Here is a 17,119-nt window from a genome sequence, read left to right on the forward strand (position 1 = left end):
CTCCGCCTGTCATGCTTGTGCCGGTGTTTTCGGCCAGCATGAGCGGCGGCGTCAAGGATCACCGCATCCGATAGCGCACGCCCAGCCACAAGGTGCGCGGCGTGGCCCGCTCGACGATATTGTTTCCGCTGATCCCGGCTTCCACCCGCGCATCGAACGCATTTTCCGCGCGCGCCTCGATCAGCCACGCTCGGTTGAGCGGCACTGTGGCCACGGCGTCCATCGTGGTGGCCGGGCGCAGGCTGCGCGTATTCTGGTCATCGTCGAATTGCCGCGCGACATAGCGCAGCGTCGCCGCGAGCGACGCGGCGCCCGCGCGCCAGCCGAGCGTGCCGGACACCTGATCGAGCGGCGTTTGCGCCGGGCGCAGACCGTCGAGCCGCGCCGCCGCGCCCGATGCGACCACGCGCGGATCGACATGCTGCCATGAGGCGCGCGCGCTGAACGGCCCGATGCGCCAACTGGCGTCCAGTTCCACCCCGGTAGAGGTGATCGCATCGAGATTCTGGCGGATGCGATAGACGCCGCCCGCCGCGACGAAGCCGACGCCGGGGAAATTGCCCGGCCCGGTGCCGGCGGTGACGTTGGCGATCGCATCGTCGAGCCGGTTGTGGAACACGGTGACCGCGATCGAGGTGGTGGCCGTCGGCGTGATCGTCAGCCCGCCCTCATATCCCGTCAGCTTCTCCGGGTTCAGCGCGGCATTGGCGGCGGTGGCATCGGCGCCGACGCGGAACGGGCGATAAAGCTCGTTCAGCGTGGGCAGCCGCCAGCCGCGATAGGCCGCCGCGCGCACGGTGATCGCGTCGATCGGCCGCCAGGCGATGCCCACGCGGCCGGTCGCCTCGCTCCCGTCGCGGTTCGGGAAGCGCAGGTTGTTGAGCGAGGCGCCGGTCGCCAGCACATGCTCGCTGAGATAGCCGTCGGCGATCCGCCACCAGTCGATCCGCCCGCCGAGATCGAGCGTCACCCGCCCGAGCCGGGCGCTGCCGTCCGCGAACAGCCCGGCGTTGCGCGTCTCGCCGCCGGCATAACGCTGGCGGGTCGGCGCGGCGGCGACATAGCTGAACAATTCCTGCGTCCGGCCCGATACCGCGCGCACGTCCGCGCCGAGCCGCAGCGACAGCCCCTCACCGATGGGCGGGGCGACTTCCAGCCGCGCGCCGATCCCGGTCGCGGGGGTGTTATACTGGTCGAGCGTTTCGGTCGCGGCGGTACGCGTGGCGTTGATGCTGGCGAAGTTCGAGGCGAAAGCGCGCGTCTGGAGATAGGCGAGCGCGGACCAGTTCCACGCGCCATGCCCCACCAGCCGCAGGCTGGCGTCCGCGCCCTTGCTTGTGTTGGCGGTGAAGGCGGTGCCGCGATCGCGCGTGTCGGTGAAGGCGCTGACGTTGGCCTGAAGCTCGGTCGCCGGCGCGATGCCGATCACGCCGCGAAATGCGCCGCTCGCCTGCTCATAAGGGGCAGGGCGATCGACCGGCCCGCGCGATTCGGCCACTGTCGGCGTGAAGCCGTCGCCGCGCGCATAGCTGCCGGAGATGGTGGCGAAGCCGCCGTCGCGCACCAGCGCCGCGCTGCCGTCCGCCTCCAGCGAATTGCGGCTGCCATAGGCGACGCCCATCGCGAGCGGGGAAAGCTGATCCGGGGTCGCGCTATCCATCTCCACCGTGCCGGCGAGCGCGCCCGGCCCGAAATAGCCGCTGCCGCCGCCACGCGTCACGCGGATCCGACCGAGCCGTTCGGGCGCATAGGCGGGGAAGGGCACCCAGCCGCCGAACGGATCGGCCTGCGGCACGCCATCGAGGATCAGCAGCGCGCGGCTGGAGGCATTGCCGCCGATGCCGCGCAGCGAAATGCCCTGGCTGCTCGCATTGGCCGAAGTCGAGTCCGAGCGACGGAATTGCTGGAGCCCCGCTGCATCGCGCAGGATGCTTTCCAGCCGCCCGCTCGCGTTGTCGGTGATTCGATCCCGGTCGATCGTCACCACATCGAGCGCGCTGTCGCCGACACGGTCATCCAGCCCGCGCCCGGTGACGACAACGTCGGGCTGCGCAGAGGGTTCGACGGCCTGCGCGATGGCGGGCGACGCGGCGGAGCAGAGCAATGCGATGGCGAGCAAGCGGATCATGCGCGTCCCTTTAGTGGGATATCAAACTATTTTAAAGCGCGTAATATCTGCCGCGCACATGAAAAGAGCCGGGATTTCTCCCGGCTCCTTCCCGATATCCGTACAGGAAAGTACGCTGGCTCAGGCGCCGGCGACTTCCGCCACGTCAACCTTGATGCCCGGACCCATCGTCGAGCTGACGGCGATCTTGCGGACATATTTGCCCTTGGCGCCCGACGGCTTGGCCTTCACCACCGCATCGACCAGCGCGTCGAAGTTGCGGCGCAGATCCTCGGCGGCGAAGCTCGCCTTGCCGATGCCGGAGTGGATGATGCCGGCCTTTTCGACGCGATATTCCACCTGGCCGCCCTTGGCTGCCTTCACCGCTTCGGCGACGTTCATCGTCACGGTGCCGAGCTTCGGGTTCGGCATCAGGCCCTTGGGGCCGAGCACCTTGCCGAGACGACCGACGACGCCCATCATGTCCGGGGTCGCGATGCAGCGATCGAAGTCGATCGTGCCGCCCTGAATGGTCTCCATCAGGTCTTCCGCACCGACGACATCCGCGCCAGCCTCGCGGGCCTCGTCAGCCTTCGCGCCCTTGGCGAACACGCCGACGCGCACCGTCTTGCCGGTGCCGGCCGGCAGCGTGACGACGCCGCGCACCATCTGGTCGGCATGGCGCGGATCGACGCCGAGGTTCAGCGCGATCTCGATCGTTTCGTCGAACTTCGAGGTGGCATTGGCCTTGGCCAGTGCGATCGCCTCATCGACGCCGTGCAGCTTCTCGCTGTCGACCTGGTTCGCCTTCTGCTTCTTGGTCAGCTTCGCCATGTTCAGCCCTCCACCACTTCGAGGCCCATGGCCCGCGCGCTGCCTTCGATGATCCGGGTTGCGGATTCGAGATCGGTCGCGTTCAGATCCTTCATCTTGGTCTGCGCGATTTCCGAAAGCTGCGAACGCTTGATCTTGCCCGCGCTCACCTTGCCCGGCTCCTTCGAGCCGGACTTCAGGTTCATCGCCTTCTTGATGAGGAAGGTCGCCGGCGGGGTCTTCGTCTCGAACGAGAATGAGCGATCCGCATAGACGGTGATGATCGTGGGCAGCGGCGCGCCCTTTTCCATGTCCTGCGTCTGGGCGTTGAACGCCTTGCAGAATTCCATGATGTTCACGCCACGCTGACCGAGCGCCGGGCCGATCGGGGGCGAGGGGTTTGCGGCGCCGGCGGGCACCTGCAACTTGATATAGCCGGTAATCTTCTTTGCCATGTCACTCTCTCAATCCGGTCGGCTCGTGGGCGAAGCCACGCGGCGACCTGGTTTCAAGTTTAGCGGTTCGATCGGGCATTCGCCCTCCCGCAAGCATTCCCACGCTATCGCGGGGAAGCTGGCGCCGTTAGCCGAAACGGCGCGGCCTTGCAACCGCGCGGATCAGATGACGCGGAAGCTGTAGCTGTAGCTCGATTGCGGCGCGCCGCTCACGCCGTTGATTCTCACGGTATAGGAAACGCCGGCCTGAAGCCCGGTGACGCGCCACTGAAGGCTGTTGGGCACGCCATAGCCCTGATTGTCGATGGCGATGTCGGTAACGGTCATCGGGCCGGACGGGCCGGTGACGGTGATCGTCGCGCTGGCGAAGCTGACGCTCTGATTCGCCCAAGAACTGGTGGGATCGGCGATCGCGGTGAACGACAGATAGTTCGACAGCCCGAAATAACGCTGCGGATAATCGCCATAAGGATAAGCGACGAACGGCGGCACGCCGCCCGGCACCGGCGGATCGCTCTTGAATTTGAACACGCGCATTGATGCCGCGCTGGCCCGCGTCCCGTCCGGCAGGACCACCGCGACGCGGCCATAGGATGTCTTGCCCAGGAACGGACTCAGGATCCACCGGCGATGGCCGATGTCGGCGGACCCGCCTTCGGTCAGCCATAGCCCGAGATAATCGTCCTCGCTGTGGAACGGCAGGCTCGTGCCCCAGCCGCCGACGAGATTGCTCGATCCCGCGCCGCTCGCCCCGCTCGCGCTATAGCAGCGCCAGTTCGTATCCGGCTCATGGCTGAGTTGCTTCGCCAGCACCATCATCAGCGATGAATCCGCTTCCTGCCCGTCCTCGTCATCCGAATAGGTCACGGCGGGAAGATTGTGCAGCGCGCGAATGCCGTTGAGCCTGTTGAGGAAATCCTGCTTCACCGATGCCTTGAGCGTGCCGGATGTGCAGGCGGAGACATTGGGCGGTACATCATAAAGCGCGGCGGCGAGGCCGGCCCAGCTATTCGATGCGGTCGGTGTCGCGGTTGGCGTCGGCGATGGCGTTGCGATCGGAGGCGCGATGCCGCTTCCCGCCGATCCGCCGCCATCCGATCCGCCACAGCCGGTGACGAGAATCGCGACGGCCAAAGCGGCAAGGGAGCGGGGCGGGATTCGCATGGCCTGCCCCTAACCGGAAAACTCCTGCGAATTCGCAAAAAATATTGCGGCGGCGGGTGGCAACGTCGCTTCCAGCCCGCCGCCGCCGGAATATCAGCGCATTATCTCGCCACCCGCTTCACGCGAACAGCGCGACCGACTGCATCTGCTCCGCCACCATCTCGCCGCTCGCGTTCCAGATCCCCATCTGCTGCGAGGAACTGCCCGAGCGGGCATAATCGGCGTTGGAGCGCAGCAGCCACCAACCGTCCTCGGTTGAAGGCGAGGGGCCGAGCAGGTTCAATATCCATGTCATCGAACTCATCGGCACATTGCGCCCGATCAGGCGCAGCGCGGCGGGCGGGAGGCAATCGCCGACCGCGATCAGTTCGACCATCGGATCAAGCCCCTCGCGCTCGTTGAGCCGGGTCCAGCGCAGCCATTCCGCGGGCTGAAGACCAGGCCCCTCGCGCCGATCGACGAATTCGAAGTTGCGGGTGAAGGATACGTGAGCGTTGCCCCTGAACGTCGTGTCGCCGGGGCCGGGGCGGGGAAAATCGGGCAGAACGGTGGTTTGATAATCCACTTCGCTTTCGATCGCGCGCATGAAAACGAAGGTGCAGCGCAGGCCGAGGCCCGCCTCGCTCTCGATATCGGCCTGGATGAACGCGGCGTTCTTGCCGCGCCGCAGCCGGTGCGTCGTCACCAGGATCGGGCCGGAGAGCGGGCCGATGAACGAAACCTGCGCCGAACGCAGCGGAGGCAGATTTTCATCGGACTGCATCGCGCAATGCAGCGCGATTGCCGCTGAAACGCCGCCATAAGCGGTGCGGCCCTGCAACCAGTCGTCGGGGATCGTCCCACGCCAGCCGATGCCTTCGGCAAGTGGCTCCAGCGCGTCGAGTATCTGCTTCAGGCTTGTCATGCGAACTCCCCCGCCGCGAGGCGATCCCGCAACTCGCGCTTCAAAACCTTACCGATCGCGCTGCGCGGCAATTCGCGCGCGCCGAACAGCGCGGACAGCCGCTGCGTCTTGCCCAGTCGTGCATTCGCCCATTGGCGGATGTCTTCCGCGCTATCGGTCGCATCGGCGCGCGGCACATAGAAACCAACCGGCGTTTCGCCCCATTCCTCGCTTGGCACACCGACCACGGTGCAGTCCGCCACAGCCCGGTGCGTGGCCAGCACGGCCTCCAGATCCGATGGATAGATATTGAACCCGCCGGAGATAATCATGTCCTTCTTGCGGTCCATGAGCGTCAGGAAGCCGTCCTCGTCGAACCGCCCCACGTCGCCGTGCCGCAGCCAGCGATCGCCGTTTCCGTCGAACCATTCGGCATCCCGCGTCGCCTGTTCGCGGCGGTGATAGCCGTTCATCATCGCGGGCGAGCGACCGACGATCTCGCCGATGCCGCCGGGGGGCACTTCGTTGCCCTCGTCATCCAGCAGCTTCGCTTCATGCCCCGGAAGCAGGCGGCCCACCGTGTGAAGCTTGTCCGGAAACTCGTCCGCCACCAGCGCGAAGGATGCGCCGCCCTCCGTCATGCCGTAATATTCCACCAGCTTGCCCGGCCAGCGCGCGATCACGTCGCGCTTCAGTTCGGCCTTGAACGGCGCCGAGGTGCAGGTCTTGAAGCGGAAGGCGGAAAGATCGAAGCGATCGAAATCAGCCAGCGCCATGATCCGCTGATATTGCACGGGCACCAGCATCGTGTGCGTCGCGCGATATTCCTCGGCCAGTTCGAGGAAGCGGCGCGCCTCGAACTTCTTCATCAGCACGACGCTGCCGCCCCATGCCAGCGTTGGCAGGAAGCTGACGAGCGTGGTGTTCGAATAGAGCGGGGTGGAAAGCAACGTCACCGCCGAGCCGAACCCGGCGGCCGCATTGCGCGAGAAATGCTGCCAGCGCATCGCATGGCTCTGGACGATGCCCTTGGGCAGCCCGGTGGTGCCCGACGAATAGATGATGTTGAAGCCGTCGTCCGGCGCGATTTCCACCGGGGCGGGCGTGGCGCCTTCCGGGGCGAGCCAGTCGTCCAGCGCCTCCAGCGGCACGACGCGCGCGGCGAGCGACTGATCTTTCAGCGCCTCGGCATTGGCGGCGTCGAGAAAAACGAGGTTCGCGCCGCTGTCCGCCACCATGCCCGCGATCTGCTCCGGCGTGGCGGAGGGCTGGATCGGCGCGGCGATGCTGCCCGCGCGCAACGCGCCAAGGAACACGATCGCCTGCCGGACGGACGGATAGGAAACCATCGCCACTGCCTGACGTTGCGCGGTGCCGTCGCGTTGCAGCGCGGCGGCCACGCGATCCATCGCACGATCCAGTTCGGCATAGCTGACCCGCGAATCCTCGTCGGCGATGGCGAGCTTTTCCGGCTGGGTGGTCGCATGGCGGCGGATGAGGTCGGGCAGGAGCCCGAACGGCTCGGCGAGCATCGCGGCGGCGTCGATCATGGACAACGGCGCTAGGCGATGCGATCGCCGAATGCCATACGCGATTTTCGAAAAAGCATCAGGAGGGATGGATGAAGGGCTCGGTAGCGATCGTGACCGGCGGTGGCACGGGGATCGGCGCGGCGGTGGTGCGGCGACTCGCGCGGCGCGGGGTGGCCTGCGTCATCAACTACGCCCACAGCCGCGCCGAGGCGGAGGCGCTAGCAGTTGAGGTGGGGGTGGGCGCGATCGCGGTTCAGGCCGATATCACCGAGGACGCCACGTGCCGCGCGCTCGTCACGACCGCGCTGGAACGGTTCGGGCGCGTCGATTTCCTCGTCAACAACGCGGGGCGCACCAAGCATATGGCGCATGAGCGGCTCGACGGGCTGGAGGCGGAGGATTTCATCGACATCTATCGCCTCAACACGATCGCCGCCTTCCAGATGACGCGCGCGGGCGCCGCGGCGCTGGGCGAAAGCCCGCACGGCGCGGTGGTCAACGTCGCCTCGGTCGCGGGGCTTCACGGGATCGGCTCGTCGATCGCCTATGCCGCGTCGAAAGGCGCGATGATTACAATGACGCAGAGCCTCGCACGGGTGTTGGCGCCGAACATCCGGGTGAACGCCGTGGCGCCCGGCTATGTCGGCACCGGCTGGTTCGAAAAGGCGCTGGGGGCAGAGGGCAAGGCCGCGCTCGACACGCGCATCGCGGGGATGACCCCGATGGCGATGGCCCCGCAGGCGGAAGATATCGCCGGCCCGATCGAGATGCTGCTAGACCCCGCCGCCCGCGCGATCACCGGCGAGGTGTGGCGGGTGGACGCGGGCGCACACCTCGACGTGGGGCTGAGCCGCCGACCGGGGCGGGAGATGGGGTGAGCGCGGCGGGTTGCGCGCCGGATTGTGGGCGTGACTGTGACGGGGATTGGGTGAATTCTTGCCTGTCTCTTTCCACGTGTGCATCGTGATCTCGGGCCATTCGCGAGAGCATGATGCAAGACATTCTGGAAGGATATGCCGCTGCCGCCACAGCGGACTTCGTCGCTGCGTATGACGGCCTTTCTCCGGAAAGCATATACGAGCACGTTATTGATCTGTTCCCAACTAGAAATGCTAAAGTTGCAGATATCGGGGCCGGGACGGGGCGGGACGCAGCTTGGTTCGCCGGTAAGGGGCATTACGTGCTTGCAGTCGAGCCGGTCCGGGAACTTCGCGAGGCAGGCCGGGCGCTCCACACCGCCGGAAATATTGAGTGGATCGACGATCGCCTGCCGCACCTTTCCGTCGTCCCCGCCTCGGCTTCGTTCGATCTGGTGATCTTGTGCGCCGTGTGGCAGCACCTGACGGATGAGGATCGTACGGTCGCGATCTCACGCCTCGCGACGCTCATCGCACCAGAAGGAATCCTCATTGTGTCGCTTCGGCACGGCCCTGGCGGCGTGGGCCGCAGAGTATTTCCGGTGTCGCCTGACATGATGGTCGAGGAGGCACGGACTTGCGACCTGCATCTTATACGCAGGCGGGAAGCCAAGTCCGTGCAATTGAACAATCAGGTGATGGGGGTATCTTGGACGTGGCTCGCGTTCCAGAAGATCTGATAACGGGATACAATACGAAGGGATCGGCAGGCTCATTTTGCGGCGCTTCCCGCCACCGCGCCGCTTCCAACCTCACCCCCGTGCCGTCTGCCCGAACAATATCTTCTTCGCCTCCTCGCTCAGCGTCTGTTGCTGCGGGGCGATCGCTTTGCCTTTCGCATAGGCGCGTTCGGTGGCGGGGCGGGCGCGGATCGTGGCGCGCCAGCGGGCGAGGTTGGGGAAATCGGCCATGTCCTGCCCCTGTATCTCGGGCAGGATCCATGGATAGCTCGCCATGTCGGCGATCGTGAAATCGTCTCCGATGATGAATTCGCGCCCCTCCAGCCGCCGGTCGAGCACGCCGTAGAGCCGGTTGGTTTCCCGGACGTAGCGATCGACCGCATATGGGATTTTTTCAGGCGCGTAGCGGGTGAAATGGTGGTTCTGCCCCAGCATCGGGCCAAGGCCGCCCATCTGCCACATCAGCCACTGGTTCACCTTGGTCCGTTCGCGCAGCCCTTCGCCGCCGAACCTGCCCGTCTTTTCCGCGAGATAGAGCAGGATCGCGCCGGATTCGAAGATCGCGATCGGCTCCCCGCCGTCGGATGGCGCGTGATCGACGATCGCGGGCATCCGGTTGTTCGGGGCGATCGTCAGAAACTCGGGTTTGAACTGCTCGCCCCCGCCGATATTGACCGGCTTGATCGTGTAATCGAGCCCGGCTTCCTCAAGAAACAGCGTGATCTTGTGGCCGTTCGGCGTGGGCCAGAAATGCAGGTCGATCATTGGATTCCCCTTCGCGACGAAGATGGGCGGGCGCGAACGATCACGCAAGCGCGCCCTGCCGCCGCACGACGCCAAGCCAGATCGTCACCAGCGACAACCCGGCCAATATCGCGGCGAGCAGGAAGGCGCTGCCCGGTTCGCCATGATCGGCGCCGAACGCCAGCGCCTGCGTCATCGCCAGCGGCCCGACGATCGAGGAGATGCTGGCAAGGCTCGCCATGCCGCCCTGCAGCGCACCCTGATGGCCGGCATCCACTCGATTGGACAGGATCGCGTTGATCGACGGGAAGATCAGCCCGGTCAGCGCGCCGCCCAGAATCAGCGTATAGGCCTGCCAGCCCTTCGTCACGAAGACGAACAGGAAGAATTCGATCACGCCGATCGCCAGCCCGATCAGAACGGTGCGTTCCTCGCCGAACCGCTCGATCGCGCGCCCGGTTAGAAATATCTGCACCAGCATCATCGTCGCGCCGACGGCGGCGAGCGACCAGCCGATCGCGCGCGCATCCCAGCCGAGCGCGATCTCCGCGTAGAAAGACCAGGTCGCCGGATAGACCATATGCGCGATCTGCCACATCAGCGCGGCCAGCAGCAGCGGCGCGGCGCCGCCCGCGTGAAGCAGCGGTGCGAAGGCGCCGAACACATTGGCGCGTTTCCACTCGAACGGGCGCCGGCGCTCGCGTGACAGGGTTTCGGGCATGATGAGCGCGATCGTCGCCGCATTGGCGAGCGCGAGGCACGCCGCCGCCACGAAGGGCGCGCGGGGGCCGAGGGTGGAGAGCAGGCCGCCGATCGCCGGGCCGATGATGAATCCCGCGCCGAATGCCGCGCCGACCAGCCCGAAGGTCGCGCCGCGCTTTTCCGGCGGGGTCACATCGGCCAGCACCGCATTGACCGGGCCATAGGTCGCGCCGGTTATCCCCGCGATCACGCGACCGAGGAACAACCAGCCGATCGTCGGCGCCAATGCCATCAGCGCATAATCGGCGGAAAAAGCCGTCATCGCGGCGAGCAGCACCGGGCGGCGGCCGAAACGGTCCCCCAGATTGCCCAGCACCGGCCCCGCGAAGAATTGCGCCACCGCAAAGGCGATCAGCATATAGCCACCGATCCGGGTGGCCTCGGGCAGGCCGACATGCGCCAGCTCGACGATCAGCGTCGGCAGCACCGGGGTGACAATCCCGAACCCGATCGTGTCGATCAGCACGGCGGCCAGCGCGATCGGCACCGCGCGATGGTGGAAACGGATCAAGCGGCCCCCTCATGTTGCGATCCGGCGCGAGCCGCGCCTGTCGTCCGGTGTGTTTTTATCAGGTCGCGATCGCGCTGTCCCTTTGCATCTTCGTGCGAGTCGTGCGATGCCGCTTGCCATACCCGATCTTCAGATTTGCGAATCGTGGAGTAATGCCGATGGCGACAGCCGCCGATTTGGACCGTCCTGCCGACAATCTCGAAACCTTCCGTGATGAAGCGCGCGCGTGGCTTGGGGAGAATTTCCCCGCCGAGTTGCGCGGGCACGACAATGCGATGTCCGCGGTGGACGGGCCGACCGCCGAAACGCCCGCGCAGAGGAAATGGCGCGAGGCGATGGGCGACAAGGGCTGGGGCGTGCCGACCTGGCCGACGGAATATGGCGGCGGCGGCCTTTCCCGCGCGCAAGCCCGCGTACTCCAGGAGGAAATGGGCCGCATCGGCGCGTGGAACCCGATCGGTGGGATGGGCGTGATGATGTTCGGCCCGACCTTGCTCGAATATGGCAGCGAGGCGCAGAAACAGCAGCATATCCCCGGCATCGTCCGTGGCGAGGTGCGCTGGTGCCAGGGCTATTCCGAGCCGGGCGCCGGCTCTGATCTTGCGAGCCTGCAGACCTTCGCGGAGGACAAGGGCGATCATTATATCGTCAACGGGCAGAAGACGTGGACGAGCGGCGGCCAATGGGCCGACAAATGCTTCGCGCTCGTTCGCACCGACAAATCCCAGAAACATGCCGGGATCAGCTTCCTTCTGCTCGATATGACGAGTGCGGGTGTGGAAACCCGGCCAATCCGGCTGATCTCCGGCTCGTCGCCGTTCTGCGAGACCTTCTTCACCAACGTGAAGGTGCCGAAGGAAAATCTCGTCGGGCGCGAAGGGCAGGGCTGGGAAATCGGCACGCGCCTGCTTCAGCATGAACGAAATTCGCTTTCGGGCGGCGGCGGTTCGGCCGGGCGGATGAATGCCGGCGAGCGCGTGGCGGATATCGCCAAACGCTATCGCGAAACCGATGCGTCGGGGCGTCTCGCGGATGCTGATCTTCGCACGCGGATCATCAAGCACGAGATGGATCAGCGCGCCTTCGCGCTGACGCTGCGCCGCGCCGCGCTTGAGGCGAAGGGCAATGCCGGCCCCTCCGCCGCGACGAGCGTGATGAAGAATGTCGGCGCGCGCATCACGCAGGATCGCGCGGAACTGAATGTGGAGATCATGGGGCTGCAGGGCCTCGGCTGGGAAGGCGAGGGCTTCACCCAGGCCGAACTCGAACAGACGCGCACCTGGCTGTGGGGCAAGGCGGTGTCGATCTACGGCGGCTCCAGCGAAATCCAGAACAACGTGATCGCGAAGCGCATTCTGGGGATGCTGGATCACCAGTGATGCATGATGGTTAGGCGCATGGGGATCGAGCCCCAGCGTCTGGAGAGGGCCGGGTGGAGGAGGGTGCGCCAGATGCCCTCCTCCCCGGTAATTCCAAGAGGGAATGAAGATGGCGGCACTGAACGAAGAACAGGTGATGCTGCGCGATATGGCGCGCGAATGGGCCGATAACGAAAGCCCGGTCGCCGCTTTCCGCAAGTTGCGCGATGCGGGCGCGGGCAAGGGCTTCGATGCGGAGGCGTGGGGCGCGATCGGCGGCATGGGCTGGGCCGGGATCGTTATCCCGGAGGAGTTCGGCGGATCGGCGTTCGGCTATCTCTCGCTCGGGCTGGTCATGGAGCAACTCGGTCGCAACCTCGCCGCCTCGCCGCTTGCCTCGACGGCGGTTGCCGCCAGCGCGATCGTGATGGGATCGTCGGACAAGGCGAAAGGCGACTGGCTGCCCCGGCTCGCTGCCGGCGAAGCGATCGCCACGCTGGCGATCGACGAGGGGCCGAGCCACGATCTGAAGATTGCCGCAAGCGTTTCAGGCGGCAAGCTGAGCGGAACCAAGCAGTTCGTCGCGGAAGCCGAGAGCGCGGACGCGTTCGTCGTCGCCGCGACCGACGGGCTTTACCTCGTCGCCAAGGGCGAAGGCGTAACGGTGAGCCCGCGGCGCATGGCCGATAGCCGCAGCCGTGCGGCGGTGACCTTCAAGGATGCGCCCGCCGAGAAACTGGGCGATGTCGCGCTGACGCAGGCGGTTGCCGATCGCGCCGCCGCCGTCACCGCCGCCGAGATGCTCGGCATGGCGGACAGCGCGTTCCACCAGACGCTCGATTATCTTAAGCAGCGCGTTCAGTTCGGCCAATTGCTCTCCACCTTCCAGGCGCTCCAGCACCGCATGGCGAAGATGCTGACCGAACTGGAACTGATGCGTTCCGCGGTGGAAGGCGCGCTGGAAGCGATCGACGCGGGGCGTTCGGACGTGGATCAGGCGGTAAGCCTCGCCAAGGCGGTGGCCAATGATACGCTGCGTCTCGTCAGCCGGGAGATGGTGCAGCTTCACGGCGGCGTGGGCATGACCGACGAATATGATGCCGGGCTGTATCTGAAGCGCGCGGCGGCGCTGGAGGCGATGTGGGGAACGGCATCCTATCATCGCGATCGTTTCGGACGCCTCAACGGCTATTGAGCGGCAGGCGTTCCAGCGCTCGTCCGGGTGAATATATTGTAATTCAATATCTTATTCCGGTTGCAGCCATTTCGGTACCGTTCTTTTCCCGGCGATGGTCTCGGCGCGCGTCGGTCCTTTCCGCCATGTTTTCCTTTATCCGCGCGAACGGTTTCTGAAACGAAAACAGCAGGCGGTGGCGTGGATCGCAAAAATTGATCGCAAAATTGGTAGCAAATGTTGACCTTTTTGGTGCTAACGCCATTCTCAACGGGTGAGGGATGAAATGGCGAACGCGGATAACTCGCCCGTCACTTTCTGGCGGGCGAGTGAAAGGTTTGAAGGGCTGGTAACAGGGTTTCACCGTTTCCGGCTTGGACTTCCCTCCGCGGTGCCGTTTCGAGACGTTTTCTTTCCGAGCTTCGCCACTATTCGGTTTGCGATCGAAGATGCACGGCCCTGGTCGATGCGGCTTGGCGCGCGCCGGTTTGACATGCCGTTCGCCTCGTTCGCCGGGCCAACCGACGTGGCCGGCTGGGTGGAGGCGCAGGGCGGCGCGGTTGTCGGCCTCGGGCTGCGCGCGCAAGGGTGGGCGCGGTTGTTCGGTGGCGATCTTTCCGCCTACGCCAACCGGGTCGTCCCGCTCTCAACGCTTGATATCGGCGCCGACGCGCTGCTCGACAAGCTTGACGGATGCGAGCATCCGCCGGCGGTGTTCGAGCGATGGCTCGATTGCCTGCTCGCCGCGCGCCGCACGGTCGATCCGCGGCTGACGCGGCTGGAGGCGCTGATCGCGGACGCGGCGACGGCGCGGATCGAAACGCTCGCGGAGGAACTCGATCTCACCGCGCGCCAACTCGGCACGCTGTCGCGGCGGAATTTCGGGTTCACCCCCAAGGTGCTGCTGCGCCGCCGCCGTTTCCTTCGCGCGCTGAGTGTCACGCTGGATGCCGCGCCCGAGGAATCTGGCGGGTTGCTGGCAGAGGCGGGTTATTGGGATCGCTCGCACTTCCTGCGCGATGCGCATCTTTTCCTTGGTTGCTCGATCCGAGAATTCCGCCAGCGGCGCGGCCCGCTCCACGCGCTCGTCATGCAGACCCGTGCCGAAGTGCTCGGCGCGCCGGTCTAGGGCCGATCGGCATCCAACCCATGCTGGCCTGCAAATGGCGGTTTCCCGCGCTTTTAGGTACTCACGTACCTTTAGTACGCTGCGCTTGCGGGTCACGAGAAACCACCATTTCCGGCTCGACCTGGCCTGAATGTCGATCGGTCCTAAGCCGCGATCGCGCGATCGTCGAACAGGCCGAACATGAGGGTGGAGGCGTAGAGCGCGATGGCGCGTTCGCGCGGCATCGACCAGGCCCATTTGCGCATATCGAACGCCGCGTTGAGAAACGCCATCAGCGCCTGCGCCGCGATCAGCGCATCGACCGGGCGGATCGTTCCTTCGGCGATGCCATCGGAGATGGTGCCGGCGAAGCGCCGCGCGATACGGTTCGATCGCTCCACCATCACCTGCCGCACGCCCAGTGGCAGCGCGGTGAGCGCGGTGGTGCGAAGCAGCGGCCCCAGTTCGGAGAATTGCACGTCGAGCAGCGTCGCGATCATGCTCGCCAGCCGCTCCCAATGGTTGCCGTCGCGCTCGTCTGCCAGGCGCTGCGCGGCGGCGATCGCGTCGAAGCTGCGCTTGTAGCAGGCGACCACCAGATCGTCCTTGGCGTCGAGATGATGGTAGAAACTGCCCTTGGTCACGTTCAGTTCGGACGCGATCCGCTGAACCGATGCGCCGCGATAGCCGAGTTCGTTAATCAGGCGCGTCGCGGCGAGCAGGAAGGCTTCGCGCCCCGGCACCGCCTCGTCATGCGGCAGGCCGATCGGCTCGGGCCGCCAGATGGCGTGCGGCCCGGCGATGCCATGGCGGAACACATCCATCAGCCGCGCTTCGGCCCGGCCATATTGATCGGGCTCGTAACGCCCCAGCCACACCGGCAGCCAGAAGGTGTTTTCCAGCAGCACGTGCGCGCGCGCGCCCTTGAGATCGGTTTCGTCACGGGTCTGGGCCGGCCCCCATAACAGCCGGGTGCGGCGGAACACCTCGCGCCAGCGCGCCATCAGCCGCGATCGCACGGGTTCGTCCATCGCGCGCAGATCGGAAAGGCCGGCCATCTGCCGTTCCTCGCCGCGCTGAACCCGCGCCAGCCGCGCCATGTTGAGCGCGAGATAGCGTTCGACCCGCGCCTCCGGCGTCGGCTCCGTCATCGCCTGATCGAGCATGTCGAGCAGCGAATCGAGCGTATGCTCGAACGCGGCGGCGGCGAGATCCTCCTTGCGCTTGAAATAATAAGTGACGCTGGTGGTGTTCAGGCCCACGCGCCGCGCGACATCCGCGAAGGTCATGCCCTTCGCGCTCTGTTCGTTGATTGCGTCAGCGGCCGCGGCAAGGATCGCATCACGCTTCGCCCGGAAGCGGCGCGTGCTCGTATCCTCCCCCCGGCCGGTTTCCCCAGAGCCGTGCATTCAGCCACTCTAGCAGCAAGATTTCGAAGAAACAGTCCCTTTCTATATGCCCGTTTCGGCGCGCATTCATATGGGGCGAAATGATGATTAGATCGCTTTACCGAAAGATGGGTACGGTCTAGAGCGGTTCCCGAAACAGGCTTTGGAGGGATGCAATGGACTTCACGCTGACCGAGCGCGAAACATATTTCCGGGACCGGGTACGCGATTTCATCGACCAGCATATTCGCCCTCGGCAGGAAGAATATGAGCGCCAGCACCACGAGGGCGATCCGTGGAAGGTGCTACCCGTGATCGAGGAGGTGAAGGCCAAGGCCAAGGCCGCCGGGCTGTGGAATTTCTTCATGCCGCCGCATTCCGGGCAAACCCATGTCGACGACACGTTCGAATTCGAGGGCACGCAGCTTACCAACCTCGAATATGCGCTGTGCGCCGAGGAAATGGGCAAGATCGGCTGGGCGAGCGAATGCTTCAACTGCTCCGCGCCCGATACCGGCAACATGGAAGTGCTGCACCGCTACGGCACGCGTGAGCAGAAGGAGCAATGGCTCCGCCCGCTGATGAACGGCGAAATCCGCTCCGTATTCCTGATGACCGAGCCGGCGGTCGCTTCGTCCGATGCGACCAATATCGAAACGCGGATCGAGCGTGACGGCGATCATTACGTCATCAACGGGCGCAAATGGTGGTCTTCCGGGGTGGGCGATCCGCGCTGCAAGATCGGCATCCTGATGGGCAAGACGAGCTTCGAAGGCTCGCGCCACCAGCAGCAGAGCCAGATCCTCGTTCCGATGGACACGCCGGGCGTGAAGGTCGAGCGGATGCTGTCGGTTTACGGCTACGATCATGCGCCGCACGGCCATGGCGAGGTGAGCTTCACCAACGTCCGCGTGCCGGTGGAAAATCTGCTGCTCGGCGAGGGCCGCGGATTCGAGATCGCGCAGGGGCGGCTCGGGCCGGGCCGCATCCACCATTGTATGCGCACGATCGGCGTGGCCGAGGTCGCGATCGAGAAGATGGCGAAGCGCCTCGTCAGTCGCATCGCGTTCGGCAAGCGATTGTCCGATCATAGCGTGTGGGAACAGCGCATCGCCCGCGCGCGCATCGACATCGAGATGACGCGGCTGCTGTGCCTCAAGGCAGCCGATCTGATGGACAAGGCCGGCAACAAATCCGCCAAGCTCGAGATCGCGATGATTAAGGTCTATGCGCCGAACATGGCGCTCCAGATCATCGACGATGCGGTGCAGGCGCATGGCGGCGGTGGCGTGGCGGAGGATTACGGCCTTGCGCACGCCTGGGCCTCGATGCGCACGCTGCGGCTCGCCGATGGGCCGGACGAGGTTCACGCCCGCGCGATCGCTCGCGACGAATTCGGCAAATATGCCGATTGGAAGGCCGAGCGCCCGGCGCCCCGTCAGGGAAGCGACGTATCGAGCGGGGATATCGGCGTTTCGCGCTGATATCCCCGGCGCGGGCCGGAGCATCGCAGCAGAAGTAAT

Annotated in this window: 15 protein-coding genes; 6 read left to right on the plus strand and 9 right to left on the minus strand. The window is 65.6% G+C overall.

Annotated elements, in window-relative coordinates; all coding sequences use genetic code 11:
- Positions 1 to 58: 58 nt before the first annotated feature.
- The 6 genes from Q0316_RS01885 to Q0316_RS01910 form a co-directional block, all read right to left on the minus strand.
- Entirely contained in the window at positions 59 to 2,128 is a 2,070-nt protein-coding gene (locus Q0316_RS01885) for a TonB-dependent receptor (RefSeq protein WP_298668866.1), read from the minus strand.
- A gap of 120 nt (positions 2,129 to 2,248) precedes the next feature.
- The gene (gene rplA, locus Q0316_RS01890; RefSeq protein ID WP_298668868.1) at positions 2,249 to 2,941 is read right to left on the minus strand and encodes a 50S ribosomal protein L1; all 693 of its coding nucleotides are present in this window, start codon (positions 2,939 to 2,941) and stop codon (positions 2,249 to 2,251) included.
- A 2-nt stretch (positions 2,942 to 2,943) separates the two neighbouring features.
- Complete coding sequence (rplK, locus tag Q0316_RS01895) at positions 2,944 to 3,375, minus strand: 50S ribosomal protein L11 (protein ID WP_298668871.1); 432 nt, start codon at positions 3,373 to 3,375, stop codon at positions 2,944 to 2,946.
- 162 nt (positions 3,376 to 3,537) lie between these two features.
- A complete protein-coding gene (locus Q0316_RS01900) occupies positions 3,538 to 4,539 on the minus strand; it encodes a CAP domain-containing protein (protein ID WP_298668874.1) in 1,002 nt (333 codons plus the stop codon).
- A 118-nt stretch (positions 4,540 to 4,657) separates the two neighbouring features.
- Positions 4,658 to 5,443 (minus strand): thioesterase family protein, encoded by a 786-nt coding sequence (locus Q0316_RS01905; protein ID WP_298668877.1) that lies wholly within the window; start codon positions 5,441 to 5,443, stop codon positions 4,658 to 4,660.
- Complete coding sequence (locus Q0316_RS01910) at positions 5,440 to 6,972, minus strand: class I adenylate-forming enzyme family protein (protein ID WP_298668879.1); 1,533 nt, start codon at positions 6,970 to 6,972, stop codon at positions 5,440 to 5,442. The genes Q0316_RS01905 and Q0316_RS01910 overlap by 4 nt, the downstream gene beginning before the upstream one ends.
- 71 nt (positions 6,973 to 7,043) lie before the next feature.
- On the opposite strand from Q0316_RS01910, the gene Q0316_RS01915 reads away from it, so the two are divergent.
- Positions 7,044 to 7,832: an SDR family NAD(P)-dependent oxidoreductase gene (locus Q0316_RS01915; protein WP_298668882.1), complete on the plus strand. Its 789-nt coding sequence runs from the start codon at positions 7,044 to 7,046 to the stop codon at positions 7,830 to 7,832.
- A 110-nt stretch (positions 7,833 to 7,942) separates the two neighbouring features.
- A complete protein-coding gene (locus Q0316_RS01920; protein WP_298668885.1) occupies positions 7,943 to 8,551 on the plus strand; it encodes a bifunctional 2-polyprenyl-6-hydroxyphenol methylase/3-demethylubiquinol 3-O-methyltransferase UbiG in 609 nt (202 codons plus the stop codon).
- Between the two features lie 72 nt (positions 8,552 to 8,623).
- On the opposite strand, the gene Q0316_RS01925 is transcribed toward Q0316_RS01920, so the two are convergent.
- Both Q0316_RS01925 and Q0316_RS01930 read right to left on the minus strand, forming a co-directional pair.
- Entirely contained in the window at positions 8,624 to 9,316 is a 693-nt protein-coding gene (locus tag Q0316_RS01925; protein ID WP_298668887.1) for a glutathione binding-like protein, read from the minus strand.
- A gap of 40 nt (positions 9,317 to 9,356) precedes the next feature.
- Positions 9,357 to 10,568 carry an MFS transporter gene (locus Q0316_RS01930; protein ID WP_298668890.1) on the minus strand — a complete coding sequence of 404 codons (1,212 nt, stop codon included), beginning with the start codon at positions 10,566 to 10,568 and terminating at the stop codon, positions 9,357 to 9,359.
- 158 nt (positions 10,569 to 10,726) lie between these two features.
- On the opposite strand from Q0316_RS01930, the gene Q0316_RS01935 reads away from it, so the two are divergent.
- The 3 genes from Q0316_RS01935 (at position 10,727) to Q0316_RS01945 (ending at position 14,229) form a co-directional block, all read left to right on the plus strand.
- Positions 10,727 to 11,947: an acyl-CoA dehydrogenase family protein gene (locus Q0316_RS01935; protein WP_298668893.1), complete on the plus strand. Its 1,221-nt coding sequence runs from the start codon at positions 10,727 to 10,729 to the stop codon at positions 11,945 to 11,947.
- Between the two features lie 109 nt (positions 11,948 to 12,056).
- Complete coding sequence (locus Q0316_RS01940) at positions 12,057 to 13,121, plus strand: acyl-CoA dehydrogenase family protein (protein ID WP_298668897.1); 1,065 nt, start codon at positions 12,057 to 12,059, stop codon at positions 13,119 to 13,121.
- Positions 13,122 to 13,566: 445 nt separating this feature from the next.
- Positions 13,567 to 14,229 carry a helix-turn-helix domain-containing protein gene (locus tag Q0316_RS01945; protein WP_298668902.1) on the plus strand — a complete coding sequence of 221 codons (663 nt, stop codon included), beginning with the start codon at positions 13,567 to 13,569 and terminating at the stop codon, positions 14,227 to 14,229.
- 143 nt (positions 14,230 to 14,372) lie between these two features.
- On the opposite strand, the gene Q0316_RS01950 is transcribed toward Q0316_RS01945, so the two are convergent.
- Positions 14,373 to 15,617 (minus strand): TetR/AcrR family transcriptional regulator, encoded by a 1,245-nt coding sequence (locus Q0316_RS01950; RefSeq protein WP_298668905.1) that lies wholly within the window; start codon positions 15,615 to 15,617, stop codon positions 14,373 to 14,375.
- A 155-nt stretch (positions 15,618 to 15,772) separates the two neighbouring features.
- Here Q0316_RS01950 and Q0316_RS01955 point away from each other — a divergent pair, with 155 nt between their 5' ends.
- Entirely contained in the window at positions 15,773 to 17,080 is a 1,308-nt protein-coding gene (locus Q0316_RS01955; protein WP_298668908.1) for an acyl-CoA dehydrogenase family protein, read from the plus strand.
- The last annotated feature ends 39 nt before the right edge of the window (positions 17,081 to 17,119 follow it).

The sequence above is a fragment of the uncultured Sphingomonas sp. genome, assembly GCF_937871615.1.
Lineage (GTDB): Bacteria > Pseudomonadota > Alphaproteobacteria > Sphingomonadales > Sphingomonadaceae > Sphingomonas.